Annotated in this window: 29 protein-coding genes and 1 tRNA gene; 13 read left to right on the top strand and 17 right to left on the bottom strand. The window is 71.6% G+C overall.

Annotated features, from left to right (window positions below):
* From M4J07_RS32895 to M4J07_RS32865, 7 genes are all read left to right on the top strand, one after another.
* The coding region (locus M4J07_RS32895) for a DUF2797 domain-containing protein (RefSeq protein ID WP_255977833.1) at positions 1–638 on the top strand (638 nt) is incomplete at its 5' end.
* Between the two features lie 117 nt (positions 639–755).
* On the top strand, positions 756–1109 hold the full coding sequence (locus tag M4J07_RS32890) for an antibiotic biosynthesis monooxygenase family protein (RefSeq protein WP_255977831.1): 354 nt from the start codon (positions 756–758) through the stop codon (positions 1107–1109).
* A complete protein-coding gene (locus M4J07_RS32885) occupies positions 1090–2007 on the top strand; it encodes an amidohydrolase family protein (RefSeq protein WP_374215124.1) in 918 nt (305 codons plus the stop codon). Before M4J07_RS32890 ends, M4J07_RS32885 begins: the two co-directional genes overlap by 20 nt.
* A gap of 99 nt (positions 2008–2106) precedes the next feature.
* Positions 2107–2856 (top strand): response regulator transcription factor, encoded by a 750-nt coding sequence (locus tag M4J07_RS32880; RefSeq protein ID WP_305128485.1) that lies wholly within the window; start codon positions 2107–2109, stop codon positions 2854–2856.
* Entirely contained in the window at positions 2853–4358 is a 1506-nt protein-coding gene (locus M4J07_RS32875; protein ID WP_255977829.1) for a sensor histidine kinase, read from the top strand. The genes M4J07_RS32880 and M4J07_RS32875 overlap by 4 nt, the downstream gene beginning before the upstream one ends.
* Positions 4359–4384: 26 nt before the next feature.
* Positions 4385–5686 carry a bifunctional glycosyltransferase family 2/GtrA family protein gene (locus M4J07_RS32870; RefSeq protein ID WP_255977826.1) on the top strand — a complete coding sequence of 434 codons (1302 nt, stop codon included), beginning with the start codon at positions 4385–4387 and terminating at the stop codon, positions 5684–5686.
* Positions 5683–7869, top strand: a complete 2187-nt coding sequence (locus M4J07_RS32865; protein ID WP_255977824.1) for an ArnT family glycosyltransferase — start codon at positions 5683–5685, stop codon at positions 7867–7869. Before M4J07_RS32870 ends, M4J07_RS32865 begins: the two co-directional genes overlap by 4 nt.
* Positions 7870–7967: 98 nt before the next feature.
* On the opposite strand, the gene M4J07_RS32860 is transcribed toward M4J07_RS32865, so the two are convergent.
* A complete protein-coding gene (locus M4J07_RS32860; protein WP_255977821.1) occupies positions 7968–8828 on the bottom strand; it encodes an endonuclease/exonuclease/phosphatase family protein in 861 nt (286 codons plus the stop codon).
* Positions 8829–8932: 104 nt separating this feature from the next.
* Here M4J07_RS32860 and M4J07_RS32855 point away from each other — a divergent pair, with 104 nt between their 5' ends.
* Positions 8933–10438 (top strand): MFS transporter, encoded by a 1506-nt coding sequence (locus tag M4J07_RS32855; protein WP_255977819.1) that lies wholly within the window; start codon positions 8933–8935, stop codon positions 10436–10438.
* Positions 10439–10516: 78 nt separating this feature from the next.
* The gene (locus M4J07_RS32850; protein ID WP_255977817.1) at positions 10517–11320 is read left to right on the top strand and encodes a TetR/AcrR family transcriptional regulator; all 804 of its coding nucleotides are present in this window, start codon (positions 10517–10519) and stop codon (positions 11318–11320) included.
* Here the strand turns inward: M4J07_RS32850 and M4J07_RS32845 are convergent.
* Both M4J07_RS32845 and M4J07_RS32840 read right to left on the bottom strand, forming a co-directional pair.
* Positions 11317–11784, bottom strand: a complete 468-nt coding sequence (locus M4J07_RS32845) for a PPOX class F420-dependent oxidoreductase (protein WP_255977815.1) — start codon at positions 11782–11784, stop codon at positions 11317–11319. The two genes, M4J07_RS32850 and M4J07_RS32845, sit on opposite strands and share 4 nt — an antisense overlap.
* Before the next feature lie 30 nt (positions 11785–11814).
* Positions 11815–12186: an STAS domain-containing protein gene (locus tag M4J07_RS32840; RefSeq protein ID WP_255977812.1), complete on the bottom strand. Its 372-nt coding sequence runs from the start codon at positions 12184–12186 to the stop codon at positions 11815–11817.
* A 231-nt stretch (positions 12187–12417) separates the two neighbouring features.
* Between M4J07_RS32840 and M4J07_RS32835 the strand changes: the two genes are divergently transcribed.
* Both M4J07_RS32835 and M4J07_RS32830 read left to right on the top strand, forming a co-directional pair.
* Positions 12418–13134, top strand: a complete 717-nt coding sequence (locus M4J07_RS32835; RefSeq protein ID WP_374215123.1) for an ANTAR domain-containing protein — start codon at positions 12418–12420, stop codon at positions 13132–13134.
* 43 nt (positions 13135–13177) lie between these two features.
* A complete protein-coding gene (locus M4J07_RS32830; protein WP_255977808.1) occupies positions 13178–13924 on the top strand; it encodes an ANTAR domain-containing protein in 747 nt (248 codons plus the stop codon).
* Positions 13925–13939: 15 nt separating this feature from the next.
* On the opposite strand, the gene M4J07_RS32825 is transcribed toward M4J07_RS32830, so the two are convergent.
* The 3 genes from M4J07_RS32825 to M4J07_RS32815 form a co-directional block, all read right to left on the bottom strand.
* Positions 13940–14758: a YceI family protein gene (locus M4J07_RS32825; RefSeq protein WP_255977806.1), complete on the bottom strand. Its 819-nt coding sequence runs from the start codon at positions 14756–14758 to the stop codon at positions 13940–13942.
* Between the two features lie 208 nt (positions 14759–14966).
* Positions 14967–17513: an MFS transporter gene (locus tag M4J07_RS32820; protein WP_255977804.1), complete on the bottom strand. Its 2547-nt coding sequence runs from the start codon at positions 17511–17513 to the stop codon at positions 14967–14969.
* A 20-nt stretch (positions 17514–17533) separates the two neighbouring features.
* A complete protein-coding gene (locus M4J07_RS32815) occupies positions 17534–17986 on the bottom strand; it encodes a MarR family winged helix-turn-helix transcriptional regulator (RefSeq protein WP_255977802.1) in 453 nt (150 codons plus the stop codon).
* A 197-nt stretch (positions 17987–18183) separates the two neighbouring features.
* On the opposite strand from M4J07_RS32815, the gene M4J07_RS32810 reads away from it, so the two are divergent.
* Positions 18184–18396, top strand: coding sequence for a hypothetical protein (locus M4J07_RS32810; RefSeq protein ID WP_255977800.1), 213 nt, complete (start codon positions 18184–18186; stop codon positions 18394–18396).
* Between the two features lie 37 nt (positions 18397–18433).
* On the opposite strand, the gene M4J07_RS32805 is transcribed toward M4J07_RS32810, so the two are convergent.
* The 9 genes from M4J07_RS32805 to M4J07_RS32765 all read right to left on the bottom strand — a co-directional run bounded on the left by M4J07_RS32805 (position 18434) and on the right by M4J07_RS32765 (position 24165).
* Positions 18434–19198: a hypothetical protein gene (locus M4J07_RS32805; protein ID WP_255977798.1), complete on the bottom strand. Its 765-nt coding sequence runs from the start codon at positions 19196–19198 to the stop codon at positions 18434–18436.
* Between the two features lie 172 nt (positions 19199–19370).
* On the bottom strand, positions 19371–20243 hold the full coding sequence (locus M4J07_RS32800) for an RNA polymerase sigma factor SigF (RefSeq protein WP_255977796.1): 873 nt from the start codon (positions 20241–20243) through the stop codon (positions 19371–19373).
* Positions 20244–20490: 247 nt separating this feature from the next.
* Positions 20491–21429 (bottom strand): RNA polymerase sigma factor SigF, encoded by a 939-nt coding sequence (locus tag M4J07_RS32795; protein WP_255977794.1) that lies wholly within the window; start codon positions 21427–21429, stop codon positions 20491–20493.
* A gap of 137 nt (positions 21430–21566) precedes the next feature.
* Positions 21567–21860 (bottom strand): Dabb family protein, encoded by a 294-nt coding sequence (locus M4J07_RS32790; protein ID WP_255977792.1) that lies wholly within the window; start codon positions 21858–21860, stop codon positions 21567–21569.
* Positions 21861–21889: 29 nt separating this feature from the next.
* A complete protein-coding gene (locus M4J07_RS32785) occupies positions 21890–22060 on the bottom strand; it encodes a hypothetical protein (protein ID WP_255977790.1) in 171 nt (56 codons plus the stop codon).
* Between the two features lie 475 nt (positions 22061–22535).
* Positions 22536–22620 (bottom strand) — tRNA-Ser (locus M4J07_RS32780).
* Positions 22621–22630: 10 nt separating this feature from the next.
* On the bottom strand, positions 22631–23089 hold the full coding sequence (tadA, locus tag M4J07_RS32775) for a tRNA adenosine(34) deaminase TadA (RefSeq protein ID WP_255977835.1): 459 nt from the start codon (positions 23087–23089) through the stop codon (positions 22631–22633).
* A gap of 85 nt (positions 23090–23174) precedes the next feature.
* Positions 23175–23729, bottom strand: a complete 555-nt coding sequence (locus M4J07_RS32770) for a tRNA adenosine deaminase-associated protein (RefSeq protein WP_255977788.1) — start codon at positions 23727–23729, stop codon at positions 23175–23177.
* Positions 23730–23946: 217 nt separating this feature from the next.
* The gene (locus M4J07_RS32765; RefSeq protein WP_255977786.1) at positions 23947–24165 is read right to left on the bottom strand and encodes a hypothetical protein; all 219 of its coding nucleotides are present in this window, start codon (positions 24163–24165) and stop codon (positions 23947–23949) included.
* 132 nt (positions 24166–24297) lie between these two features.
* On the opposite strand from M4J07_RS32765, the gene upp reads away from it, so the two are divergent.
* On the top strand, positions 24298–24933 hold the full coding sequence (upp, locus tag M4J07_RS32760) for a uracil phosphoribosyltransferase (protein WP_255977784.1): 636 nt from the start codon (positions 24298–24300) through the stop codon (positions 24931–24933).
* Positions 24934–25027: 94 nt separating this feature from the next.
* On the opposite strand, the gene M4J07_RS32755 is transcribed toward upp, so the two are convergent.
* A complete protein-coding gene (locus tag M4J07_RS32755) occupies positions 25028–25684 on the bottom strand; it encodes a LytR C-terminal domain-containing protein (protein WP_255977782.1) in 657 nt (218 codons plus the stop codon).
* A 97-nt stretch (positions 25685–25781) separates the two neighbouring features.
* The gene (locus M4J07_RS32750) at positions 25782–26078 is read right to left on the bottom strand and encodes a type II toxin-antitoxin system VapB family antitoxin (RefSeq protein WP_003955420.1); all 297 of its coding nucleotides are present in this window, start codon (positions 26076–26078) and stop codon (positions 25782–25784) included.
* Positions 26079–26360: the final 282 nt, after the last annotated feature.

Raw genomic sequence — 26360 nt, 5'->3', positions numbered from 1 at the left:
GGGCGCGGTCCGTGGCCGCCGACACCATGGCCGACGACCCGCGGCCGTACCGCGTGTACCTGGCGTGGTTCGGGGACGGGCTCGTGAAGGTGGGGATCACGGGTGTGGGGCGAGGGAGCGCCCGGCTGCTGGAGCAGGGCGCGGTCTGCTTCACCTGGCTGGGGCAGGGGCCGCTGATGGCGGCGCGGCGGGCCGAGGAGCTGCTGCGGGTCGCGCTCGGGGTGCCGGACCGGATTCCGTACGAGCGGAAGCGGCTCGTCCGGGCGGGGCTGCCGGAGGCGGCCGGGCGGGGGACGGAGCTGGTGCGGGCGCACGGGGTCGCCGCCGGGCTCGACGGGTGGCCCGAGTCGCTGGAGCGGCTGCCGTGCGAGGTCGTCGACCACGGCGAGGTGTTCGGGCTCGCGGCCGTGGACCGGGTGGACGCGGTGGTGGACGGGCTCGCGGCCGGTTCCGTGGTGGCGGGCACCGTCGTCGCGGCCGCCGGGCCCGATCTGCACCTCGTCGAGCCGACCGGGCGGCGGCTCGTGGTGGACACCCGGGTGCTGGCCGGGTGGCCGCTGGAGCGGGGGCCGGCCGGGGCGCGCGGGTCGGACGCCGGGGTGAGGGAGGTGCCGGCCGTGCAGGGCGGACTGTTCTGAGCTTCCGGGCCGCTGCGGCGGCGGTGGGTGACCGGAGGGTCAAGTCTCCCTGCCCGTACGGCAAGGAAGGGCGCCGAGGGTGGACAGGGCGGACGGGGGCGGGTCACCGTGGGGGACATGAGTGATCACGTGGAAGCGCCTGTCGCTCCGTTGCCCGCCTTTGAACTGCCCTACTACGTCGTGGTGTTCAGCTCGACGCGCACCGAGGGCGACCTCGGGTACGCGGAGGCCAACGAGCGGATGGACGAGCTGGTGAAGGACATGCCCGGGTACCTCGGGCACGAGTCCGCGCGGACGCCCGGCGGGCTCGGCATCACCGTCTCGTACTTCCGTGACCTCGACGCCATCGAGCGGTGGCGGTCGTTCGCCGAGCACCGGGCCGTGCAGAAGCAGGGGCGGGCCGACTGGTACACGGGGTACACCGTGCACGTCGCCAAGGTCGAGCGGAGTCATGGATTTGAGCGTGCGTAGCGGGGCGGGCGCGGACGGCGCCGGGAGCGAGGCGGAGCTCGTCGCCGGGTTCCTCGCCCGGCACCGGCTGCCCGGGCTCGTCGACGTGCACACGCACTTCATGCCCGAGCGCGTGCTGCGCAAGGTGTGGGCGTACTTCGACAGTGCCGGGCCGCTCACCGGTGTGGAGTGGCCGATCAGGTACCGGGAGGAGGAGGACCGGCGGCTCGCGCGGCTGCGGGAGTTCGGGGTCGTCGCCTTCACCTCCATGCTCTATCCGCACAAGGCGGGGATGGCGGAGTGGCTGAACGGCTGGGCCGCCGACTTCGCCGCCCGCACCCCCGACTGTCTGCACACCGCCACCTTCTTCCCCGAGCCGGGCGCCGGCGACTACGTACGGCGGGCGATCGAGGACGGTGCGCGGATCTTCAAGGCGCACGTGCAGGTCGGGGCGTACGACCCGGCGGACCCGCTGCTCGACCCCGTGTGGGGAGCGCTGGCCGAGGCGGGGGTGCCCGTCGTGACGCACTGCGGTTCGGGGCCGGCGCCCGGCAAGCACACCGGGCCCGAGCCGATGGCCCGGGTGCTCGCGCGTCATCCGCGGCTGCCGCTCGTCGTCGCGCACCTGGGCATGCCCGAGTACGGGGAGTTCCTCGATCTCGCCGAGCGGTACCCGGAGGTGCGGCTCGACACGACCATGGCGTTCACGGACTTCTCCGAGCGGCAGGCGCCCTTCCCGCGCGAGGAGCTGGGGCGGCTGCGGGACCTCGGGGACCGGGTGCTGCTCGGCAGCGACTTCCCGAACATTCCGTACCCCTACGTCCACCAGCTGGCGGCGATCGAGCGGCTCGGGCTGGGCGAGGAGTGGGTGCGGGCCGTCTGCCACGGGAACGGGGCGGCGCTCTTCCGGCTGGTCTGACCTGCTGCTGGGGCGTACCTGAGAGGCGGCTGTGCGTTTCTCAGGGTTTTCACAGGTAGCCGAAAGGGTGCTCTCAGAGGGTCGCCGCATGGTTGCACCATGACCGCGACCTCGCCCCAGGGGCGTACCGAACTGCTGAGGCCGGACGGAAGCCCCGTCCGGGTGCTTGTCGTGGACGACGAGCAGTCCATCACCGAGCTGTTGTCCATGGCCCTGCGCTACGAAGGCTGGCAGATCAGGGCCGCCGGTGACGGGGCCGGAGCCGTGCAGACCGCACGCGAGTTCCGGCCCGACGCCGTCGTGCTCGACATGATGCTGCCCGACATGGACGGGCTGAGCGTGCTCGGGCGGCTGCGCCGCGAGCTGCCCGACGTGCCGGTGCTCTTCCTGACGGCCAAGGACGCCGTCGAGGACCGGATCGCCGGGCTGACGGCGGGCGGCGACGACTACGTCACCAAGCCGTTCAGCCTGGAGGAGGTCGTCGCACGGCTGCGCGGGCTGATCCGGCGGACCGGGGCGGCCGACCGGCGCAGCGAGTCCGTGCTGGTCGTGGGTGACCTCATGCTCGACGAGGACAGCCACGAGGTGTCCCGGGGCGGGGCCAACATCCATCTGACCGCCACCGAGTTCGAGCTGCTGCGGTTCCTCATGCGCAATCCGCGGCGCGTGCTCAGCAAGGCGCAGATCCTGGATCGCGTGTGGAGCTACGACTTCGGCGGGCAGGCCAACGTCGTCGAGCTGTACATCTCCTACCTGCGGCGGAAGATAGACGCCGGGCGCGAGCCGATGATCCACACGCGGCGCGGTGCGGGCTACTTGATCAAGCCGGCCGCCACGACGGTCTCGTGACGCGCCGGGGCCGTCCGGGGCGGCCCCGGACCCTGCGGACCAGGCTCGTCGTCACCGCCGTCGGCCTCATCGCCCTGGTGGCCGTGGTCATCGGCACCGTGACCACGCTGGCCCTGCACACGTACCTGTACGGGCAGCTGGACCAGAAGGTCCGGCAGACGGCGATGCTGGCCAACGGCGGGGGTCCCCAGGGCCCGGACCGGCAGCCGCGCCAGTCCGGCCTGGCGTTCCTGGGCGGGCCCAGCGGCCCGGAGACGGTGGGCGCGCTCCTCTCGTCCGACGGCACCACCATCACCGAGGCGCAGCGCAGCGACCAGAGTTCGGACACCGGCACCACGGATCTGACCGAGGCCCAGCGGGACGCCCTCGCCTCCGTCCCCCGGGACGGCGAGGCGCACAGCGTCGACCTGCCGGGGCTCGGCACCTACCGGGTACAGACGTCACCCAACGGCACGGCGCTCGTCGGTCTGCCCGCCGCCGAGGTCGAATCCACCCTCAACACCCTCATCGTCATAGAGCTCTCCGTCACCGGCGCGGGCCTGCTGGCCGCCGGGGTGACCGGAGTCGTCATGGTCGGCGTCGCCCTCCGCCCCCTCCGCCGCGTAGCCGCCACCGCCACCCGCGTCTCCGAACTACCCCTCCACAGCGGTGAAGTCACCCTCTACGAGCGGGTTCCCGATGCCGAGGCCGATCCGCGCACCGAGGTGGGGCAGGTCGGGGCCGCGCTCAACCGGATGCTCGACCACGTGCACGGCGCCCTGGAGTCGCGGCAGCAGAGCGAGATGCGGGTGCGGCAGTTCGTCGCGGACGCCAGCCACGAGCTGCGGACGCCACTGGCCTCCATCCGCGGCTACGCCGAGCTGACCCGGCGCGGCCGGGAGGAGACCGGCCCCGACACCCGGCACGCCCTCGGCCGGATCGAGTCCGAGGCGCACCGGATGACCGGCCTCGTCGAGGACCTGCTCCTGCTCGCGCGGCTGGACGCCGGACGGCCGCTGTCGTACGAGCCGACCGACCTGTCCCCGCTCGTCGTCGACGCGCTCAGTGATGCCCGCGCCGCCGACCAGGACCACCGCTGGCGGCTCGAACTGCCCGACGAACCGGCCACCGCGCTCGCTGACTCCGCGCGACTGCACCAGGTCCTCGTCAACCTGCTGGCCAACGCCAGGACGCACACCCCGCCCGGCACCACCGTCACCGCCCGCGTGCACCGGCACGGTCCCTGGGTCTGCCTCGACGTGCAGGACGACGGGCCCGGCATCCCCGCCGAGCTGCAGCCGCACGTCTTCGAGCGGTTCGCGCGCGGCGACTCGTCACGGTCGAGGAAGGCCGGGTCGACCGGGCTCGGGCTCGCCATCGTGCAGGCCGTCGCGGCCGCCCACGGCGGCGCCGTGACCATGGACTCCGTGCCCGGCAGGACGGTGTTCACCGTGCATCTGCCCGCCCATGACGAACCCGTCATGTACTCACAGGCAGGGCAAAGCTTCACCACACAGCGCTAACAGGGCGGTTGGCGAATGTCGATGGCATGCGAACCGACTCTTCTCCGGGCATCGACCCCACCGCCGCGAGGTTCGGGGCGCTGCCGGCGCGGGAGCACCTCCCTGCGGGCAGCGGCGATGTGCCGGTCCTGGACGTTGTCATCCCCGTCTACAACGAGGAGAAGGACCTCGGCGCGTGCGTGCGCAGACTCCACCGCCACCTGCTCCGCACCTTCCCCTACCGCTTCCGCATCACGATCGCGGACAACGCCTCCACCGACGCCACCCCGAAGGTGGCGCACGAACTGACCTCGGAACTGCCGGGCGTCTCGTACTCCCGGCTGGACCTGAAGGGCCGCGGGCGGGCCCTGCGCACCGTCTGGTCGGCGTCCGACGCACCGGTCCTCGCGTACATGGACGTGGACCTGTCCACCGATCTGAACGCCCTGCTGCCGCTGGTGGCGCCGCTCATCTCCGGGCACTCGGACCTCGCCATCGGCTCGCGGCTCGCCCGCTCCTCGCGCGTGGTGCGCGGGCCGAAGCGGGAGTTCATCTCCCGTGCCTACAACCTCATCCTGCGCGGCTCGTTGCAGGCCCGCTTCTCCGACGCCCAGTGCGGCTTCAAGGCGATCAGGCGCGACGTCGCGCAGGTGCTGCTGCCGCTGGTCGAGGACACCGGCTGGTTCTTCGACACGGAGATGCTGGTGCTCGCCGAGCGCGCCGGGCTCCGCATCCACGAGGTGCCCGTCGACTGGGTCGACGACCCGAACTCGACGGTCCACATCGTGAAGACGGCGACCGAGGACCTCAAGGGCGTCTGGCGGGTGGGGCGGGCGCTCGCGACCGGTTCGCTGGCCCTCGACCGGCTCGCCCGGCCGTTCGGCGACGACCCGCGCGACCGCCGGCTCGCGGGCGTGCCCAAGGGACTGGCCCGCCAGCTGGTCGGCTTCTGCGTCGTCGGCGGCCTGTCGACGCTGCTCTACCTCCTGCTGTACTCCGGCTTCCGTACGTTCTCCGGGGCGCAGGTCGCCAACGCGCTCGCCCTGTTCGTCTCGGCGATCGCCAACACGGCCGCCAACCGGCGCCTCACCTTCGGGGTGCGCGGCCGGGACAAGGCCGTGCGCCACCAGGCCCAGGGCATCGTCGTCTTCGGCATCGGCTGGGCCCTGACCAGCGGCTCGCTCGCCGCCCTCGGCGTGGCGTCGGGCTCCCCCTCGCACGCCACCGAGCTGGCCGTGCTCATCGCGGCCAACCTCGCGGCGACCGTCCTGCGCTTCCTGCTCTTCCGGGCGTGGGTCTTCCCCGACCAGCACGCCTCCCCTTCCCCCGACCTCAGGACCCAGCGATGACCGTCACCGAATCCCCGGCGCCCGACGCCCTGGCCCCGCCCGCACGGGCGGCGGGGCACGGCCGGCCCAAGGACAGGTTCCCGCGCCGCGTCTGGCGCGGCCGGCCCGACGACGCGCGCTGGGTGCGCCCGGCCTTCCTCGGCCTGCTCCTCGTCATCGGCCTCGCCTACCTCTGGAACCTGTCGGCGTCCGGCTATGCCAACTCCTTCTACTCGGCGGCCGTCCAGGCGGGCAGCGAGAGCTGGAAGGCGTTCTTCTTCGGCTCGTCCGACGCGGCGAACGCGATCACCGTCGACAAGCCTCCGGCCGCGCTGTGGCCCATGGGGCTGTCCGTGCGGATCTTCGGACTCAACTCGTGGGCGATCCTCGTCCCCGAGGTGCTGATGGGCCTGGCCACGGCCGGCGTGCTGTACGCGGCCGTGCGCCGCCGGTTCAGCGCCGCCGCGGGCCTGATCACCATGGCCGTGTTCGCCACGGTCCCGGTCGCCGCGCTGATGTTCCGGTTCAACAACCCGGACGCGCTGCTCGCTCTCCTCATGACCGTCACCGTGTACTGCGTGCTGCGGGCCATGGAGCGCGGGCGGACCAAGTGGCTGGTGTGGGCGGGCGTCGCGGTCGGTCTCGCCTTCCTGGCGAAGACGCTCCAGGCCTTCCTGATCCTGCCGCCGCTGGCCCTGCTCTACGCGGTGTGCGCGCCGGTGCGGCTGCGCAGGCGGTTCGGCCAGCTCGCCCTGTCCGGGCTCGCGATGGTCGTCGCGGGCGGCTGGTGGGTGGCGATCGTGGAGCTGTGGCCCGCGTCGTCCAGGCCGTACATCGGCGGCTCCCAGAACAACTCGTTCCTTGAACTGACCTTCGGCTACAACGGCCTCGGCCGGATCAGCGGCGACGAGACCGGCTCGGTCGGCGGTGGCGGCGGCGCGGGCGGCGGCACCGGTCAGTGGGGCGAGACCGGCATCGGCCGGATGTTCAACTCCGAGATCGGCAGCCAGATCTCCTGGCTGATCCCGGCCGCGCTGATCCTCTTCGCCGCCGGTGTCGTACTGACCCGGAAGGCGGCGCGGACCGACACGGCGCGTGCCGCGTTCCTCGCGTGGGGCGGCGCGCTGCTGATGACGGGCCTCGTCTTCAGCTTCATGGCGGGCATCTTCCACCAGTACTACACGGTGGCCCTCGCCCCCTACATCGCGGCGCTCGTCGGCATGGGCGCGACCGTGCTGTGGGAGGAGCGGGCGCGGATCACGGCGTCGGCGACCCTCGGCGGCTCCGTGGCCGTCACCGCCGTGTGGGGGTACGTGCTCCTCGGGCGGACGCCGGACTACCTGCCGTGGCTGCGCTGGGCCGTGCTCGTCGGCGGGCTCGCCGCGGGCCTCGGCCTCGCGTTCGCCGGCCGCCTCAACCGTCAACTGGCGCTGAGTGCGGCCGGGTTGGGTCTGGCTGCCTCGCTGGCGGCGCCCACCGCGTACACCATCAGCACGCTGAACACCGGGCACACCGGGTCGATCGTCACGGCGGGTCCCTCCGGGGCGAGCATGATGGGCGGCGGTCCGGGCGGCGGCGGTGGCCGGGGCGGCGGAATGCCGGGCGGCAACCAGCAAGGCGGCAACCAGCAAGGTGGCGGTCAGATGGGCCAGCCGCCCACCGGCAACGGCACCGGCAACGGCACGGGCAACCAGCAGGGCGGCGGCTTCCCCGGCGGCGGCATGCCCGGCCAGAGCCAGAACCAGAACCAGGGCACCGGTCAGAAGCAGCAGGGCACCATGCCCGGCGGCGGCATGGGCGAAGGCGGCCCTGGCGGGGGCGGAGGCGGCGGCATGGGCGGCCTGCTCAACGGCGCCGAGGTCAGCTCCAAGGCCGAGAAGCTGCTCAAGGCGGACGCCGGCGACTACACCTGGGTGGCGGCCACGGTCGGCTCACAGAACCAGGCGAGCTACCAACTGGCCACCGGCGAACCGGTGATGGCGATCGGCGGCTTCAACGGGACGGACCCGTCCCCGACGCTCGCCCAGTTCAAGCAGTACGTCGAGGACGGCAGGATCCACTACTTCATCGGCAGCGGTTCCGGTGGCGGCATGGGTGGGTCGAGCTCCGGTTCCTCGGCCAAGATCACGTCCTGGGTGGAGGCCCACTTCAAGAAGGTGACGGTCGGGAACGCCACGTTCTACGACCTGACCCAGCCCAGCTAGGGGCGCGCTCAACCGCAGAAGAGCCGCGGACGCGGCTGCTCGTCGACCGAGCAGCCGCGTCCGCGGCCTTCGTCGTGTCTCGTCGTGTCCAGCCGTGTCTATCGGCGGGAGACGGCCACCTCGGCGACCACCGGGCGGTGGTCCGACGCCGCGGCCTCCGCCACCACCTCGGCCGACCGCGCCCGGATCCCCTCCCCCACCGCCACGAAGTCGATCCGCTTCACCGGCACGTCCGCCGGGAACGACCCGCCGGCCGACGGCCCCGCGTCCGTCAGCTCCTGCCACAGCGGCGCCAGCTCGGGCGCGGAGCGCTCCGCGTTGAAGTCGCCGAGGAGGACCTGCCGCGCGCCCGGGACGGCGTTCCGCTCCGCCGTCATGATCCGCCGGGTGTCCGCGACCTGCGCCGTGCGGACCGCCGGATCGGCCCGGTAGTCGAGGTGCGTGACGAAGACCTGCACCGGCACGCCCCGCACCTTCAGCGTCACCTCGCCGAAGCCGGGCGCGGGCGCCGGCACCGGGTTCGGGTCCTGCGTGGACAGCCGGGTGATCTCGTGGTTGACGGCGGACCGGATCGGATACCGGGACAGCACCGCCACCCCGTACTCCCGCCGCGGCGCCCCGGCCGTCACCGGGTCGAGGCTGTAGATCGGCGCGAAGGAGACCCGCATCCCGAGCCGGTCCGCGAGCTCCCGGGCCACGTCGAGCCCCTGACTGCGGTCGCCCCAGTGCACGTCGACCTCCTGGAGGCCGATCACGTCCGCGTGCAGCGCGCGCAGCGCCGCCGTCTGCCGGTCGAGGTCGAAGACGTTGTCCATGCCGGACCCGGCGTGGATGTTGTACGTGGCGATCCGCAGCGGGACCGCCGAGCCCTCGGCGGACGCGGGCGGAGCCCAGGCCACCAGGCTCAACAAGGTTGCGGACAGGACGAGTTGAGGCAGTACGCGCACACGTATCGGCATGCCGGGAACCGTATGCGGAAAATCGCCTTGTACAGCGTACGAGTAATCCCTTACGGTGTACGAGAAGCGCAGACTTACACCGTACAAGCAGAACAGGGGACCGCATGACGGAGACGACAGCCGAGACCACCGAGCCTTCCGGGCCCGCCACGGCCGGAGGCCACCCGCAGCGCTGGCTCATCCTCGGCGTCATCTGTCTCGCCCAGCTGACCGTGCTGCTCGACAACACCGTCCTGAACGTCGCGATCCCCTCCCTCACCCGGGAGCTGGACGCCTCGACGTCGGACATCCAGTGGGTGATCAGCGCCTACTCGCTCGTCCAGTCCGGACTGCTGCTCACCGCGGGCAGCAGCGCCGACCGGTACGGCCGCAAGAAGATGCTCGCGGCGGGCCTGGTGCTGTTCGGCGTCGGGTCGCTGGTCGCCGGACTGGCCGACTCCACCGGGCAGTTGATCGCCGCGCGGGCGGGCATGGGCGTCGGCGGCGCGCTGCTGATGACCACGACCCTCGCCGTCGTCGTGCAGATCTTCGACGAGGCCGAGCGGGTGAAGGCGATCGGCCTGTGGGCGACCGTGAACTCGCTCGGGTTCGCCGTCGGCCCACTGCTCGGCGGCTTCATGCTGGACCACTTCTGGTGGGGCGCGATCTTCCTCATCAACATCCCGGTCGCGGTCATCGGCCTGATCGCCGTCCTGGCGCTGGTCCCCGAGTCCAAGAACCCGCGCGGCGAGCGGCCCGACCTGCTCGGCGCCCTGCTCTCCACGGTCGGCATGACCGGGATCGTCTACGCGATCATCAACGGCCCCGACCAGGGCTGGACCTCCGCGACGACCCTCACCTCGGCCGCGATCGGGCTCGTCGTCATGGCCGCGTTCGTGACGTGGGAGCTGCGCATCCCGTACCCGATGCTGGACATGCACTTCTTCCGCAACCAGAAGTTCACGGGCGCGGTGGCCGGGGCGATCCTCGTCGCGTTCGGCATGGGCGGCTCCCTCTTCCTGCTCACCCAGCACCTCCAGTTCGTGCTCGGCTACGAGCCGTTGGAGGCGGGTCTGCGCACGGCGCCGCTCGCGCTGACCATCGTCGCCCTGAACCTCACCGGCGTCGGCGCCCGGCTGCTCGCCAAGGTCGGCACCCCGGTCACCATCGCCGCCGGCATGAGCTGCCTGGCGGCCGGGCTGGCGGCGATCGCCGTGCTCGGCGGCGACGGCTACGGCGGGATGCTGTTCGGCCTGATCGTCATGGGCGTGGGCATCGCCTTCGCCATGCCGGCCATGGCCAACGCCATCATGAGCGCGATCCCGCCGGAGAAGGCGGGCGTGGGCGCGGGTGTCAACGGCACCCTGGCGGAGTTCGGCAACGGACTCGGGGTGGCCGTGCTCGGCGCCGTCCTCAACGCCCGGTTCACGGCGCTCCTCCCGGTCGCCGCCGCCTCGCTCCCGGCCGCGCTGGCCGCCGCCGACTCGGCGGGCGAGAAGGCCCGGATCGCGGACGCGTTCTCCTCGGGTCTGGAGACCAGCCAGCTGGTCGGTTCCCTCGCCGTACTCGTCGGCGGTCTGCTGGCCGCGGCGTTGCTGCGCAGGGCCGAGCGGGCAGACTCAGCGGCATAGCATCGGTGGCGGGCGGACCGCTGGATTCCGCTGGGTTCCCGGCCCGCCCGTGTACGACGACTCCTGGGAAGGTGCGCCATGGCGAAGGCAGCGCGGATGAGTGTCTGGCTGGAGGGTTCCGAGGCCAAGGCGCCGCGCAGTCGGCGCAGCGAGCAGCCCAGCGGGCTCGACCGGGACCGGATCACCGACGCCACCGTGCGGCTGCTCGACGCGGAGGGCCTCGCCAAGTTCTCCATGCGGCGCCTCGCCGGTGAGCTGGGCGTCACCGCGATGTCCGTGTACTGGTACGTCGACACCAAGGACGACCTGCTGGAGCTCGCCCTCGACCGGGTCTTCGGCGAGCCCCGGTTCCCGGTCGTGGACGAGGCGTCGGACGCGGACCGCACGGACTGGCGCGATCAGCTGCGGGAACTGGCCGCCCAGTACCGGGCGCTGATCGTCCGCCACCCGTGGACCTCGACGCTGACCGGCAACTTCCTCAACGTCGGCCCGAACTCGCTGCTGTTCTCGCGCGCGGTGCAGCAGGTCATCGCCCGCACCGGCCTCTCGCTGCCCCGGCAGCGCGGCGCCATCGCGTCCGTCTTCCAGTTCGTCTACGGATACAGCACCATCGAGGGCCACTTCGTCCAGCGGTGCACCGAGGCCGGCATGACGCAGGACGAGTACTTCCACGAGGCGATGTCCGCGTTCAGCGCGCCCCCCGAGATGGCGGAGGACTTCAAGCACGCCGAGCGGATGATGGAGGCCATGGAGGAGGGCGGCACCGTGGAGCAGATGCGCGACCTGGACTTCCAGGTCGCGCTCGATCTGCAGGTCGCGGGCATCGAGGCCCTGGTGGCGCAGGAGCGGGCCCAGGGCGCCGCCCGGGCGGACAGGTCCTAGCCCTCGGCCAGTCGTGCGGGGAAGCCGCCGGTGGCGATCGGGCCCCACTTGTCGGGCGTGACGCGGATGATCGACTTGCCCTGCTTGACCATCGCCTCCCGGTACTCGTCCCAGTCCGGGTGCTCGCCCGAGATGTTGCGGAAGTACTCCACCAGGGGCTCGACCGATTCGGGGGAGTCGATGACCTCCGCCGTGCCGTCGATCTGGACCCACGGCCCGTTCCAGTCGTCGCTGAGCACGAGCACGCTCACGCGCGGGTTCCGTTTGGCGTTGCGGGTCTTGGCCCGCTCCGGGTAGGTGGACACGACGATCCGGCCGGAGTCGTCGACCCCGCAGGTCAGCGGGGAGGCCTGCGGGGAGCCGTCGGCGCGGGCGGTGATCAGGAGGGCACGGTGACGGGGGCGTACGAAGTCGAGCAACTCGTCCAGGGGGACACGGGTGTTGGTCGCGATGTTCGGAGCCATGGCGCCAGCCTATGCCGCCGCCCGCCGCGATCATGGTTCACGGGCCAGCAGCGCCTCGAGGAGATTGTCGTGGACCGGCACGTCCCGGCGCAGCTGGGTCAGCGCGAGGACCCGGCTCGCGACCCCCGTCTGCCGGGCGGACACCCGGAGCGAGGAGCCGTACCGGTCCGCCAGGTAGCGGCGCAGGTCCAGCAGGAGGCGTACCCCCTGGGAGTCCAGGAAGCGGGTGCCGGTCAGGTCGACGATGAAGTCCCGCCCGCCGTCGGCGTGCAGATCGGCCACGGCCCGCGCCTCGGCCTGCAGCGCCGCCGCGTTGCTCAGGTCGATCTCGTCGGGGAAGACGATCAGGGTGTGGTGGGCGATGTCGAGGGCCGCGAGGTGGATGGGCGTGGGTGTGGGCACAGGGCTCACCTGCCAGACCGCTAGTGGTCGGTCGGTGGACGACGAGCCGCTTCCTGACCCGATCGCCCATTCCATCACCGACCGCGGCCGGTTCTCCGCTCTCCGTACCAACTCCGCGTGGCCGCAGGGAAACCGGATAGAGTGCGTCTGTCCTGCGCTCGCAGTCGGGAATGTGCTGCGGAGCTCTCCCCGCGTATGGCCGGTCGGTCATGCGCGCTGAAGAGGTTCGTGGTGTTTCTTTTGAGTTCTCCCGAAGTGTCCTACTCCGCTGCCGATTTCCGGCTGGCCGAAGCACTGACCGTCGCGGCCCGCCAGCTCCACGAGGCGGGCGGTTCCCGCGCCATCCTGCGCACCGCCGTACGGCTCGCCGTGCACCTCGTGCCCGGCACCGACCACGCGGGCATCGTCACGGTCGGACGCGACCAGCGCCCGCAGACCCTGGCCTCCAGCGACGAAGTGGCCCAGGAAGTGCAGCAGTTGGCCGACACCGACGCCTACCGCGCGCTGTGGGAGCAGCTGTGGAGCAGCCCCGTCGCCGGAATCGCCGACACCACCGCGGAGGACGTCGCCGGGCGCGGCCTCGCCCCGCTCGGCGTCCGTTCCCTGCTCGCGCTGCGGCTGCGGGCCGACCGCCGCCGCCTCACCGTCCTCGCCCTGTGGAGCCGCAAACCGGCCGGGCTCGACAGCACCAGCCTGCGCGTCGGCCGGCTGCTCGCCGCCCACATCTCCCTCGCCCACGAATCCGCCACCGTGCAGGAACAGCTCACGGAGGCGATGCGCACCCGCGACCTGATCGGGCAGGCCACCGGGCTGGTCATGGCCCACCACGACGTCGACGCGGCCGACGCGTTCGCGCTGCTCGTGCGGGCCTCGCAGCGGGAGAACCTCAAACTCCGGGACCTGGCCCAGCGGTACGTGGACACGGCCGCCGAGGGCAGCGGCGAGTGAGCGGGCGATCCGTGGACACCCGGTGACGATGAACAGTCCCGCCGTGCCCCCGCCGGATCGCGCCGCGCCGGTGTCCGTCCTGGATGCCGCCGGGCTCTACCACGCCCTGGCCGAGAGCGACGGCCTCGGCGGCTTCCTCCAGGAACTCAGCGAGCGGGCCGGCCGCGCCGTGCGGCCCGGCGCGTGCAGCGTCACGCTCGGCCGCGCCGACCGGCTGCACACCGTCGCCAGCAGCGACCGGCTGGTCAGCGGGCTCGACGAGGTGCAGTACGCGGCCGACACCGGGCCCTGCCTGGCCGCGGCCCGCGAACGCGTCGAACAGCACGCGCCCGACCTGGCGTCGGAGCCGCGCTGGGCGCCCTTCCCGGCCGCGGCGCGGGAGCGCGGGGTGCGCTCCCTGCTCGCCGTCCCGCTCACCCTGAACCACGGCGCGTACGGCGCCCTCAACTTCTACGCCCGCGGCCCCGGCGCCTTCCACGGCCACCGGGGGACGGCCAGGGAACTGGCCGCGCAGGCCTCCGGGGCGGTCGCGGTGGCGCTGCGCATGGAACACGACCGGGAGGCGGGCCTCGACCTGCGGGCCGCGATGCTCTCGCGCAGCGTCATCGACCAGGCCATCGGCATCCTGATGGCCACGCACCGCTGCGACGCGCACCAGGCCCTCGAACTGCTGCGCCGCCGCTCGCAGGACGAGAACGTCAAACTGCGCGCCCTGTGCGTCCAGCTGGTGACGGCGGTCGGCGGCGCCCCGCCGGACGCGGGCCGCTTCACCGAGCGGGCCCGCGACTGACTCCGGCGCGGCGGTTCAGGCCTGCGGCAGGGCGTCGCCCTGGACGGCCTGGATGTCGAGCTCGACCCTGAGCGTCGCGCCGATCGCCGCGATGCCGGCCTGCACGACCTGGTTGTAGTTCATCGCGAAATCCTCGCGCTTCAGCTCGGCCGTCGCCTTGAACGCGGCACGGGTGCCGCCCCACGGGTCGGCGCCGGTGCCCAGGTAGCTCAGGTCGAGGTCGACCTGGCGGGCGACGCCGTGCATGGTGAGCTCACCGTGCACCGTCCAGCGGTCGGAGCCGGCCGGCGAGAGCCCCGTCGAGCGGTAGGTGATCTCCGGGTACGTCTCGACGTCCAGGAAGTCCGGGGACTTCAGGTGGCCGTCGCGCATGCCGTTGCCGGTGTCGATGGACGCCGCCCGGATGACCGCCTCGACGCGGGACTTCTCCACGTCCTGGGCGATGTCCACCCGCGCGCTGAAGTCGGTGAACCGGCCGTGCACCGACGTGATGCCCAGGTGCTGCGCGGTCGCCGCGACCGCGGAGTGCGCCGGGTCGACCGTCCACGGGCCGGGCGGCGGCAGTTCGGCGCCGCCCTGCCGGGCCAGCACCACGGAGCCGACCTCGGCGCGGCCGGTCGCCGTGACGAGCGCGGTGGACGCCGCCGGGGAGTAGCCCACGGCCGTCACGATCACCGTGTACGGGCCGGGGGTGAGCGGGGTCGCGTCGTGCACGGCCCCCTCGTCGTCGGCCTCGGCCCGCAGCACCTGCGCACCGGTCATGTCGGTCACCGTGACGACGGCGTGCGGCAGAGCCCACCCGTCCCGCGTACGGATCCGCGCACTGAGTCCCATCGTTCACATCTCCTAGCTCAAGTTCTCACGTACGTAAGGGAGTTGGTCATGTCCCGAACGCGAACGGGCCCCGGCCCGTGACGTCTCCGGCCGTCCCCTGCCGTTAACGACGCCACCGGGTCCGGGGCCCCTTTCCCACAACCGGGCCGGTCCGGCGCGCGTCTCCGCTCGAAGCGCGCGCCGTCCTTCAGGTGGCCCGGGGTCTCAACTACTCGCCGGGGTGGGCGAGTTCGATGTCGTGGCCGTCGACGCCACTGCCCTGCACGGTGAGGTGCGTGGCCACCGGCGGGTAGCCGGTCGCGATCACCGTGTACTCGCCGCCGTCCAGGTCGGTGAAGGCGTACGCGCCGTCCTCACCGGTGGTCGAGGTGGCGACCACGTTGCCCGCGGCGTCGATCAGAGTGACCCGTGCGTCGTTCAGCGTCCGGCCGGCAGCCCGCACGGTGCCCTGCACCTGGGAGCCGGAGTTCAGCTCGATCTCGACCCGGGTGACACCCGTGCCGCCGACCTCGACGGGCAGCGCCAGCGGACGGTGGCCCGCGGCGTTCACCGCGATGGTCACCGGACCGGGCACCAGCTCGGCGAAGGTGAACTCGCCCTCCTCGCCGGAGAGCCCGGTGGCGAGCACGTCGCCGCGCACGTCGGTCACGATCACCATGGCACCGGTGACCGGCGCCTTGGTCTCGGCGGCCTTGACCACACCGCTGAGCCCGCTCGTACCGCTCAGCAGGATGTCGTAGGTGACCGCGGCGTCGCCGACGACCACCGTGGAGGCCTGCGGCTGGTAGCCGTCGGCCGAGGCGATCAGGACGTACGAGCCGGTGCCGGGGGCGTCGACCGTGTACGAGCCGTCGCCCTGGGCCACCGCGCGGCCCAGCTGCCGTCCCCCGAGGGAGATCAGCGTGATCGCGGCCCGCGGGACCGGGGCGGACTCGGCGCCGCGGACGAAACCGTGCACCGGGGTGCCACCGCCCGTGGGGCCGGCGGCCTGCGTCGGAACCTCACCGGCGACGGACGCGACGGCGGCGAGCCGCTGCGTCTGGCTGTCGGCGGCGGGCTCGCCCGCGCCGACCAGGCTCGGCACCTTCTCCTCGGCGGCCGGGGCGACCGGGGTGGCGGTCAGGCCCGCCGGGGCGGCGGGGGCTGCGGCCTCGGTCTGCGCGGCCTGCTCCAGGGCACCGGATGTACGCAGCGGAACCTCCTTGATGAAGAGCGTCACGATGACGGCCAGCAGGGCGATCGGCGCGACGTACAGGAAGATGTCGGCGATGCCGTGCCCGTACGCGCTCTCCAGCCAGTTGCGGATCGGGGTGGGCAGCAGGTCCATGTCCGGGATGGAGCCGGAACCGGCGGCCTTGGCGGCCGCGGCCTGCGACTGCGGGTCGAGGGACCCGATGGTGTCCTTGGCGTAGTGCGAGATGCGCGTGGTCATCACGGAGCCGAGCGCCGAGACGCCGATCGCACCGCCGAGGGACCGGAAGAAGGTGACGACGGAGGAGGCGGAACCGAGGTCCGAGGGGGCGACCTGGTTCTGCGTGCAGAGCACGAGGTTCTGCATCATCATGCCGACGCCGAGACCCATCAGGGCCATGAAGATCGCGAGGCGCCAGTACGGGGTGTCGTACCGCATGGTGCCCAGCAGGCCGAGACCCGCGGTCAGCAGCACGCCGCCGGAGACCAGCCACGCCTTCCAGCGGCCGGTCTTGGTGATGACCTGCCCGGAGACGGTGGAGGAGACGAACAGACCCGCGATCATCGGGATCGTCATGACGCCGGACATCGTCGGCGACTTGTCGCGGGCCAGCTGGAAGTACTGCGAGAAGTACACGGTGCCCGCGAACATCGCGACGCCGACGAACAGCGAGGCGACGGAGGCGAGGGTGATCGTGCGGTTCTTGAAGAGGCGCAGCGGGATGATCGGCTCGCTGGCCTTGGCCTCGACGAGCAGGAAGATCAGCACGAGCGCGATGGCGCCGCCGACCATCGTGTACGTCTGCCACGACAGCCACGTGTACTTGTCGTCGGCGAAGGTGACCCAGATGAGCAGCAGGCAGACCGCGGCGGTGATGAAGAAGGCGCCGGCCCAGTCGACCTTGACCTTCCGCTTGGTCAGCGGCAGGTGCAGGGTCTTCTGCAGCACGATCAGCGCGATCAGTGCGAAGGGCACACCGACGAAGAGGCAGTAGCGCCAGCCGAGCCAGCTGGTGTCGGTGATGACACCGCCGAGCAGCGGACCGCCGACGGTCGCGACGGCGAACGTCGCACCGAGGTAACCGGAGTACCGGCCGCGCTCCCGGGGGGAGATCATCGCGGCCATGATGATCTGCGCCAGGGCGGACAGACCGCCGGCGCCGATGCCCTGGATGGCACGGGCGGAGATCAGCATCGCCGGGTTCTGCGAGAAGCCGGCGATGACGGAACCCGCGACGTAGACGACGAGGGCTATCTGGACGAGCGCCTTCTTGCTGACGAGGTCGGCCATCTTGCCCCACAAGGGCGTGGTGGCGGTCATCGCGAGGAGGGAGGCGGTGACGACCCAGGTGTAGGCCGACTGGCCGCCGCCCAGGTCGCCGATGATCTCCGGGAGCGCGTTGGAGACGATCGTCGACGAGATGATGGCGGCGAACATGCCGAGCAGCAGCCCGGACAGTGCCTCCATGATCTGTCGGTGCGTCATCGGCGCCCCGGCGTCGGGGGCGGCGCCTGAATGCTTGGCATGGCTGCCCCGCACACCGGCCGGTGTGGATGTTGCCATGGGATTCCTTTTCTAACGTCTTATGCGGGTGTACGGGTGGTCGTTCGGCAGTCACCGAAGCTGTCGCGCAGCCGCGTCATGAGGGCGATCAACTGGTTGACCTCGTCGTCGGACCAGTCGCTCAGCCGGTCGGCGAGCAGTTGCGTCGAGCGCTCGTTGAGCACGTCGAGCTGCTTCCAGCCCTTGTCGGTGAGGCTGAGGATGCGCGATCGCTTGTCGGCGGGGTCGGGGTGGCGCTCGATCCAGCCGCGGTCCGCGACGTGCGCGACGTGCCGGCTGGCCACCGACACGTCGACGGCGAGCAGCTCGGCGATCTTGCTCATGCGCATGTCGCCGTACCGCTTGAGCAGCGTGAGTACGGCGGCCGAACCGGTCGGGCAGTCGTGCGGCAGGATCCGCGCCATGTCCCTCTTGATCGCGCCGAAGGCGCTGAGCTGTCGCGCCAGCTCGTCGTAGTGACGTTGGGTGGCCACGGCACCTCCTGACCAAAGCTTTATTTTTTGTTGCTTAGGGCAACGATAGAAGCAGTTGGTTGCCGCAGGCAAACTAAAAGGGACGTTCGACCCTAAAATTGCGGCAAAGTGCAGGTGTAAAGGGGTAAAGCCGCAGCTCAAGTGGCCTGTGGGCGGACTGTGGCGCCTGTGGCGCCGATTCGCTAGGGTCCTGGGCCATGGCACACAACCCCCAGGGCCCGAACCCCGAAGGCAACTACGACCCCGCGGGCAGCACCCAGATGTTCCGCGCCTTCGTCGACGAGGGCGGCACCCCCACCCCGCGCGCGCAGGCGGCTCCGGCGAAGTCCGGTCCCGGTGCGGGCCTGGTCATCGGCATCGTGGTCGCGGTCGTCGTGATCGCGGCGGTGGCCTGGCTGGCGCTCAAGTAGCTTCCGCGCACGACCAGTTGAACGGTGGCGTGGGGCGTCACTTCCAGTCGACGTCGACGTCCCGCGTCTCCAGGTGCATCCCGAGCGGAACGCGCCAGGAGTCGACGCACACCGTCCACGTCTTCTCCTTCTTCTCTCCCGGGCCGATCGGTACGGGGAGCTTCTCGGTGGACTTCACGGTCGCCCAGTCGATCCCGAGGGCGCCGATGACGTGCGTCCCGAAGGTGACCGTTCCCGAACGCACCGCGCTGCCACCGGAGTTGTGCAGCGTCAGCGTCACGTCCTGACACCACCGCTTGTCCGTGTCCTTCAGCTCCGGGTCGCCGACCTTGAGGGCGGCCGGTCCGGCGGGGGACGGGGAGCCGGTGCCGGGCTTCTGGGCGGGGGCCGAACTCGACGGTGTACCGGGTGAGTTGGTGCCGCCGGAGCCCGCGGACGACGACGGCCCGTCCGTGGCGCCGTCCGGGGCCGCGCTCCCGCTGCCGCCGGATCCGGAGCCGTCCGCGGGCATCCCGCCGCCACCGTCGCCGTCATCGGTGCCGCTGCCGTCGCCCCCGGAACCGTCCGTGGCCTCGCCCGCGGCCCCGCCGCCGCCCTCGTCCGCCGCCCCGCCGTCGCCCGGCTCCGCCGAGTCCAGGGGGACCAGCTCCACCTTGCCGGTGGGCGCGACGCCGCTGCCCGGCTCCGACGGGGTGCCGCCGGCCGCGCCCACGGCCACGTAGGCGGCCGGCCCGTCGTCGCCCCCGAGCGCCACGACGGCCGTCCCGCCGAGACACACGACGGCCGCCGACGCGGCTCCCACGGCGATGCCCCTACGTCCTCTACGTCCACGCGTCCAAGCCCGCAGCATCGCGCCAGTGTGTCTGACGGACCGTCAATTAGGAACCCCGCAGGGCACATACGGCACACATGCGGCGGCGCGGGCACCCCGTCCGGTGGGGGCGGCCCGCGCCGAAGGCCCGGCGGGGGGCGGGTCAGTCCGCGATCAGACCCTCGCGGAGCTGCGCCAGGGTCCGGGTGAGCAGCCGGGAGACGTGCATCTGCGAGATGCCGACCTCTTCGCCGATCTGCGACTGCGTCATGTTCGCAAAGAACCGGAGCATGATGATCCGGCGCTCGCGCGGCGGCAGCTTGGCCAGCAGCGGCTTGAGCGACTCCCGGTACTCGACGCCCTCCAGGGCGGTGTCCTCGTAACCGAGCCGGTCCGCGAGCGAGCCCTCGCCGCCGTCGTCCTCGGGGGCCGGGGAGTCGAGGGATGACGCCGTGTACGCGTTCCCCACGGCCAGGCCGTCGACCACGTCCTCCTCCGAGACGCCCAGCGCCACGGCGAGCTCGGGGACGGTCGGCGAGCGGTCCAGCTTCTGCGCCAGCTCGTCGCTCGCCTTCGTCAGCGCGAGCCGCAGCTCCTGGAGGCGCCGCGGCACCCGCACGGACCAGGACGTGTCCCGGAAGAACCGCTTGATCTCGCCGACGACGGTCGGCATCGCGAACGTCGGGAACTCCACGCCGCGCTCGCAGTCGAACCGGTCGATCGCCTTGATCAGACCGATCGTGCCGACCTGGACGATGTCCTCCATCGGCTCGTTCCGGCTGCGGAAGCGGGCTGCCGCGTAGCGCACGAGCGGGAGGTTCAGCTCGATGAGGGTGTCGCGCACATAGGCGCGCTCCGGGCTCTGCTCGTCGAGCGCGGCAAGGCGCAGGAACAGGGAGCGGGACAGGGTGCGGGTGTCGATGGACCCGGACGTCCCCTGGACGACCTCGGGGGTCGCGGGGGCCTGAGCCGGGACAGGAACAGGCGTGTCGGGCGAGAGCGTGAGCACCTTCGAGCTGCCCTGGTCTGCGGACATGCCACCCCCTTGAGGTCGCGGACGGTCGCGGCGGGCGCTCCCGTCAGGTAGGAGCGCAGCCTCCACCTGAATACCGGACGTGAGGCTGCGCCAAACGCGGTTCCAGCAGAATGTCACATGTCGGCAACACGCTGTAGTGACATGTCGACATGGATGGGGCGAATCCGCGCAGGAAGCAGGGGGTGTGGCGGGAGGTGGCCGCGTTTCCGTCGGGCAGGGGTCACTCGATCCGGTCTACCCGTTTCAGCTACGCCTCGATCCTGTTTGCGGATCGAAGTCGGGCGAAGCTGCGGGCGAGGAGCCTTGACACATGCATCTGCGAGACGCCCAGTTCGGCGCTGATCTGAGACTGCGTCAAGTTGCTGTAGTACCTGAGGAGCAGGATGCGCTGCTCGCGCTCGGGCAGTTGTACGAGCAGGTGGCGGACGAGGTCGCGGTGCTCGACTCCGTCGAGTTCGGGGTCCTCGTAGCCGAGCCGGTCGAGCAGGCCCGGCATCCCGTCGCCCTCCTGCGCGGCCTCCAGGGAGGTCGCGTGGTACGAGCGTCCGGCCTCGATGCAGGCGAGCACCTCGTCCTCGCCGATGCGCAGCCGCTCGGCGATCTCGGCGGTCGTGGGGGAGCGTCCGAAGGCCGTGGTCAGGTCCTCGCTGGCGGCGTTCACCTGCACCCACAGCTCGTGCAGCCGGCGCGGCACGTGCACGGTCCGCACGTTGTCGCGGAAGTACCGCTTGATCTCGCCGACGACGGTCGGCATGGCGAAGGTCGGGAACTGCACCCCGCGGTCCGGGTCGAACCGGTCGATGGCGTTGATGAGGCCGATCGTGCCGACCTGGACGACGTCCTCCATCGGCTCGTTGCGGCTGCGGAAGCGGGCCGCCGCGTAGCGCACCAGCGGCAGGTTCGCCTCGATCAGGGCGCCGCGCACCCGGGAGTGCTCGGCGCTGCCCGGCAGCAGGTTCTTGAGCTGGGCGAAGAGGACCTGGGTGAGGGCCCGGGTGTCGGCTCCGCGGCTCTTCGCGGTCGAAGCGGGGGGCGCGGCCGGGGCGGCGGTCTGCTCGGCGGGCGCGGCCGGCGCAGGCGGTACGGCCGGTGCTTGCGGCGCCTGCGGCGCTTGCGGTGCTTCTTGAGGCGCAGTACTGGCCGGCACGGTCAACCCCACCTCTGTTTCCGTCAACTCATCGGTCAAAAGCGGTCATAGCATCACAAGACATGTGCACTGTGTGCAAGCACCGCATAACTACGTGTTGAAGGGCAAGTTGGGGCACAAGACGCAGAAAGGCCCCTCGCCGTTCCGGTGAGGGGCCGTTCGGTGGTGCGTGCTGCTCAGAATTCGTAGTCGGCGATCACCCACGTGGCGAACTCCCGCCACAGGGCGACACCCGCCTGGTGCGCGGGGTGCTCGATGTACCGCTTCAGCGCATCGGTGTCCTCGACCGCCGAGTTGATCGCGAAGTCGTAGGCGATCGGCCGGTCGGTGATGTTCCAGTCGCACTCCCAGAACGTCAGCTCGGGGATCTGCTCACCCAGCGCGCGGAAGGCCCGGACGCCCTCGACGACACGCGGTTCGTCCCGGCTGACGCCGTCGTTGAGCTTGAAGAGGACCAGATGGCGGATCACAGGCGACGCTCCCGGGCGGTGGGCTGAACTCACTGACCGCCGTTGACGACCCAGGTCATGAAGTCGCCGATGGACTGCGCGGCGGTCGATACGCCTTCGAAGCCTATCTGCACGTAGTCGGCGGCCTTGGCGGGGTCGGTGATGATCACGTAGAGCACGAAGACGACCGCGACGAACAGACCAATTTTCTTCGGTTGCATTACGTTCGGCCTCCCCGTTGCCCGCGCCCGCACCACATCTGTTCCGCCTGTGGCCCCTGTTGCCGGGCGCGAGTCTATCCCGGACGATCTCTCACCCGGCCTTTAAGGACCAAGGGCCCTGCGCCACAGGCCCTTTGCCGCTCCATGACGGCCTCGCGAGGGCGCAGGATGGGTGGTGAGCCCGGAGGGTCTGGCAGGAATCCGAAGGGCAGGGACGTGACCCCGACTGCGGGGTCCGCGCCGCAGCTTCCCCCCGAGGAGCGGCGTGGGCTTACGGGAGTCCGTCCTCACCGGGGGAAGCGGCTTGTCCCCCCGATGCCGCTTCCCCCGACCGAGCGGGACGAGAGCCCCGGTGCCCCTGGTCAGGCGCCGGGGCTCTTCGCGTACGCGCCCACGCGCCCACCGGCCCAGCCGGCAACCGGCATGCAGAACGCCCCCCTTCCTCGGTGAACCCGTGGAAGGGGGGCGTTGTCAGCGGTAGCGGAGGGATTTGAACCCTCGGTGAGTTTCCCCACACTCGCTTTCGAGGCGAGCTCCTTCGGCCGCTCGGACACGCTACCGAGAGGAACTCTAGCCCACAGAGGGCCGTGGTCTGAAATCCGTATCCCTGAAGAACCGGGTCAGGGGTTCCGCGCACTCCGGCGCGAGCACTCCGGAGATCACTTCGGGCCGGTGGTTGAGCCGCCGGTCGCGGATCACGTCCCACAGCGAACCGGCCGCCCCGGCCTTGTCGTCACGGGCTCCGTAGACGACGCGGTCGAGGCGGGACTGGACGATGGCGCCCGCGCACATGGTGCACGGCTCCAGGGTGACGACGAGCGTGCAGCCGGTGAGCCGCCACTCGCCGACGGCCTCGGCGGCCCGGCGGATCGCCAGGACCTCGGCGTGGGCGGTGGGGTCACCGGTCAGCTCGCGTTCGTTGTGCGCGGTGGCGAGCACGGTGGTGCCGTCCGGCGCCAGGACGACGGCGCCGACGGGGACGTCGCCGCCCGTCGCGGCAAGACCGGCCTCGGCCAGGGCCTGCCGCATGGGCGGCTTCCAGGGATCGCGTACGGGATCGGGGCCGTCGGTGGTGTCGTGGGGTGTCACGGCCAGGAATCTAACCCCGGGAGGCTCAGCGCACCGTCTCGAGCACCTCCGCGGCACCCAGGATCTCGGCGATCTCACCCAGTGCGTCGCCCGCGTCGAGGGCGAGCAGCTCCTTCTCGGGCACGCCCAGGTCGGCGAGGATCTCGGCGTCGCCCAGCGGACCGGGCGGCACGGCTTCGGCACCGGTGCCGTCGTCGTCCTCCTCCTCGCTGTCGTCGGACGCCTCCGGTTCGCCGTCCTCCGTGCCGTCCAGGTCGAGGGCGTCCAGTTCGTCGTCGCCGTCCGGATCCTTGCCGAGCAGTTCGTCGGTGAGCAGGATCTCGCCGTAGCTGCTGCGGGCGGCCGCGGCAGCGTCGGAGATGTAGATGCGAGGGTCCTCCTCGCCGTCCACACGGACGATGCCGAACCAGGCGTCCTCTTGTTCGATGAAGACGAGGACCGTGTCGTCCTCGGCGCCGGCCTCGGCCGCCGCCTCGCGGGCCAGGTCGGACAGGTCCGACAGGGCCTCCACGTCGTCGAGCTCTGTATCGCTCGCTTCCCACCCGTCTTCGGTGCGCGCGAGCAGTGCGGCGAAGTACACCGTGACTCTCCCACTGGTCTCAGGTGTGCCGGTAAGGGGTCCCCCCGGCGGAGTGTTGCCGGCGGGGAGTGCAGTTCAAGCCCCGCCCACTCGGAATCGTGGCAGAAAGTACGGCTTCAAGAGAGGTCTTCCGCGCGCTGTGTTGGCGTCGCGTCTCCGACGGACGCCCGACAGGGGTGTCTGGTGTGAGGCGCGTCACCCGCACGTCACCGCTGTGTCACCAGCGAAACGTGCGCATCCGCATCTGCTGGCGCATCCTCGCGGCCCGGGCGCGGCGCGGCTGGACCCGGGCGCGCAGCTCGCGCGCCTCGGTCAGCTCGCGCAGGAACACGGCGCGGCGGCGCCTTCGTTCGGCGTCGGTCTCGGGCTCCTCGGATCCGCTCCGCGCGGTCCCGGTCTCCCGGTCGGGCTGCTCTTGGCGCTTCTGGTCCGGCATGGGCCACACCACCACCCCAGTACCCCTCTAGACGGCGAGTCCCTTCCACTTTCCCTCGGGGTGGGCCTTTGATGCCAACGGCGCGGACACGAGGGGAAGCCGGGGCCCCAGGGCCCGGTTACTGTTGAGGACATGCGGATCCACGTCGTCGACCACCCGCTGGTGGCGCACAAACTCACCACGCTGCGCGACAAGCGCACCGACTCCCCGACCTTCCGGCGCCTGGCCGACGAGCTGGTCACCCTGCTCGCGTACGAGGCGACCCGGGACGTGCGCACCGAGCAGGTCGACATCGAGACCCCGGTGACGGCGACGACCGGCGTGAAGCTGTCCTACCCGCGTCCGCTGGTGGTGCCGATCCTGCGGGCCGGTCTCGGCATGCTCGACGGCATGGTGCGGCTGCTGCCGACCGCCGAGGTGGGCTTCCTCGGCATGGTGCGCAACGAGGAGACGCTGCAGGCCTCCACGTACGCGACGCGGATGCCGGACGACCTCTCCGGGCGCCAGGTGTACGTCCTGGACCCGATGCTCGCCACGGGCGGCACGCTCGTCGCGGCGATCCAGGAGCTGATCAAGCGCGGTGCGGACGACGTCACCGCCGTGGTGCTCCTGGCCGCGCCCGAGGGCGTCGAGATCATGGAGCGGGAGCTGGCGGGGACGCCGGTGACCGTGGTGACCGCGTCGGTCGACGAGCGCCTGAACGAGAACGGGTACATCGTGCCGGGCCTCGGCGACGCGGGTGACCGGATGTACGGCGCCGCCGAGTAGTTCCAGGGGCGCGGGGAACTGCGCGCTCAGCCACGCACAGAGCCGCGGTCGCGTCCGCTCGTCACCGAGCGGACGCGACCGCGGCTCTTCTGCGTCAGCAGCCCGGCTTCGACGCGCTGGGCGCCGGATTCGGGTGGGTCAGGGCGGTGAGCGCCTTCGTGGCGTCGGCCTTCGGCGTGAGGGACTTGAACGCCGTGCCGAGGATCAGGTCGACCTCGGTGGCCTTGGCGCGCGTGTCGGCCTTCTGTTCGGCGCCGGCCAGCTGCGTGCCCAGGACCGGCAGCGCCGCGTCCGTCGCCGTCGTCGCGCCGAGCAGTATCCCGGTGCCCTTGACCTTCTTGTCGTACGCCTTCGTCGCGTTCCCCACCTCGCCGATCTTGAAGCCGCGCTTCTTCAGCTCGTCGGCGGTGTCCTTGGCGAGGCCGCCGCGGGGCGTGGCGTTGAGGACGTTCACCGTGATCTGGCCGGGGGCGGGCAGCTTCTTCGCCGTGGCCGGGACGGACGGCGACGCGCTCGCGCTCGGCTTCTTCGCACAGTCCGCGGGCCCGGGGCCCGCCGCCGTGGCCTTGTCACCGCCGGTGAAGACGTCGACGAGCTGGAACGATCCCCAGCCGATCAGGGCGACCGCCACGACGGACGCGACAACGGCGAGCACAATCCTGCTGCGCGAGCGGCCGCGCCGCATACGGGGATATTTGTCCCCCGTGATGCGGTATTTGCCGCCCATGCCGGGGGGAGTGAGCATGCTCATGGGCGCAGCGTAGTGCCGCTCGGCAGTGATGCCTATTAAATGATCACGCGCGGCCGCCCAGTCCAACCCAAAAGGGCCAATGCGGACCGGAGTGCCGTCAGCCCAGTTCGAGGACGCGGGCGTGCAGCACCTGGCGCTGCTGGAGCGCGGCACGGACCGCGCGGTGCAGTCCGTCCTCCAGGTACAGGTCGCCCTGCCACTTCACGACGTGCGCGAAGAGGTCGCCGTAGAACGTGGAGTCCTCGGCGAGCAGCGTTTCCAGGTCGAGCTGGCCCTTGGTCGTCACCAGCTGATCGAGGCGGACCGGGCGCGGCGCGACGTCCGCCCACTGCCGGGTGCTTTCCCGGCCGTGGTCGGGGTACGGCCGGCCGTTTCCGATGCGCTTGAAGATCACACGGAAAGCCTACCGGTCGAGGCTCTCCGGGCGCAGCCATGGAGACGGAGTGCGACCCTGGGAAATAACGCCCTGAAGCGGGGCGAAATGGGAACACTCAAGCAGGGGACAGGGGCCTGAAATGAGTGACAGCGAGCCGATGGCGGGCGGACCGGCCGGTGACGCGAACTCGTCCGGTGGAGAGACGGGCGCCTCGTTGACGGTCGGGGCGGCGGCCGCGGGAGCCGCCCCGAAGCGCAGCCGCTTCGTGCCCCCCGCGGCGCCCGCGTCCCCCACGGCGCC

It is taken from the genome of Streptomyces longispororuber (genome assembly GCF_024448165.1).
Lineage (GTDB): Bacteria > Actinomycetota > Actinomycetes > Streptomycetales > Streptomycetaceae > Streptomyces > Streptomyces longispororuber_A.
The sequence above is the reverse complement of the archived record's forward strand: the minus strand, read 5'-3'. Positions and strand labels throughout refer to the sequence as shown.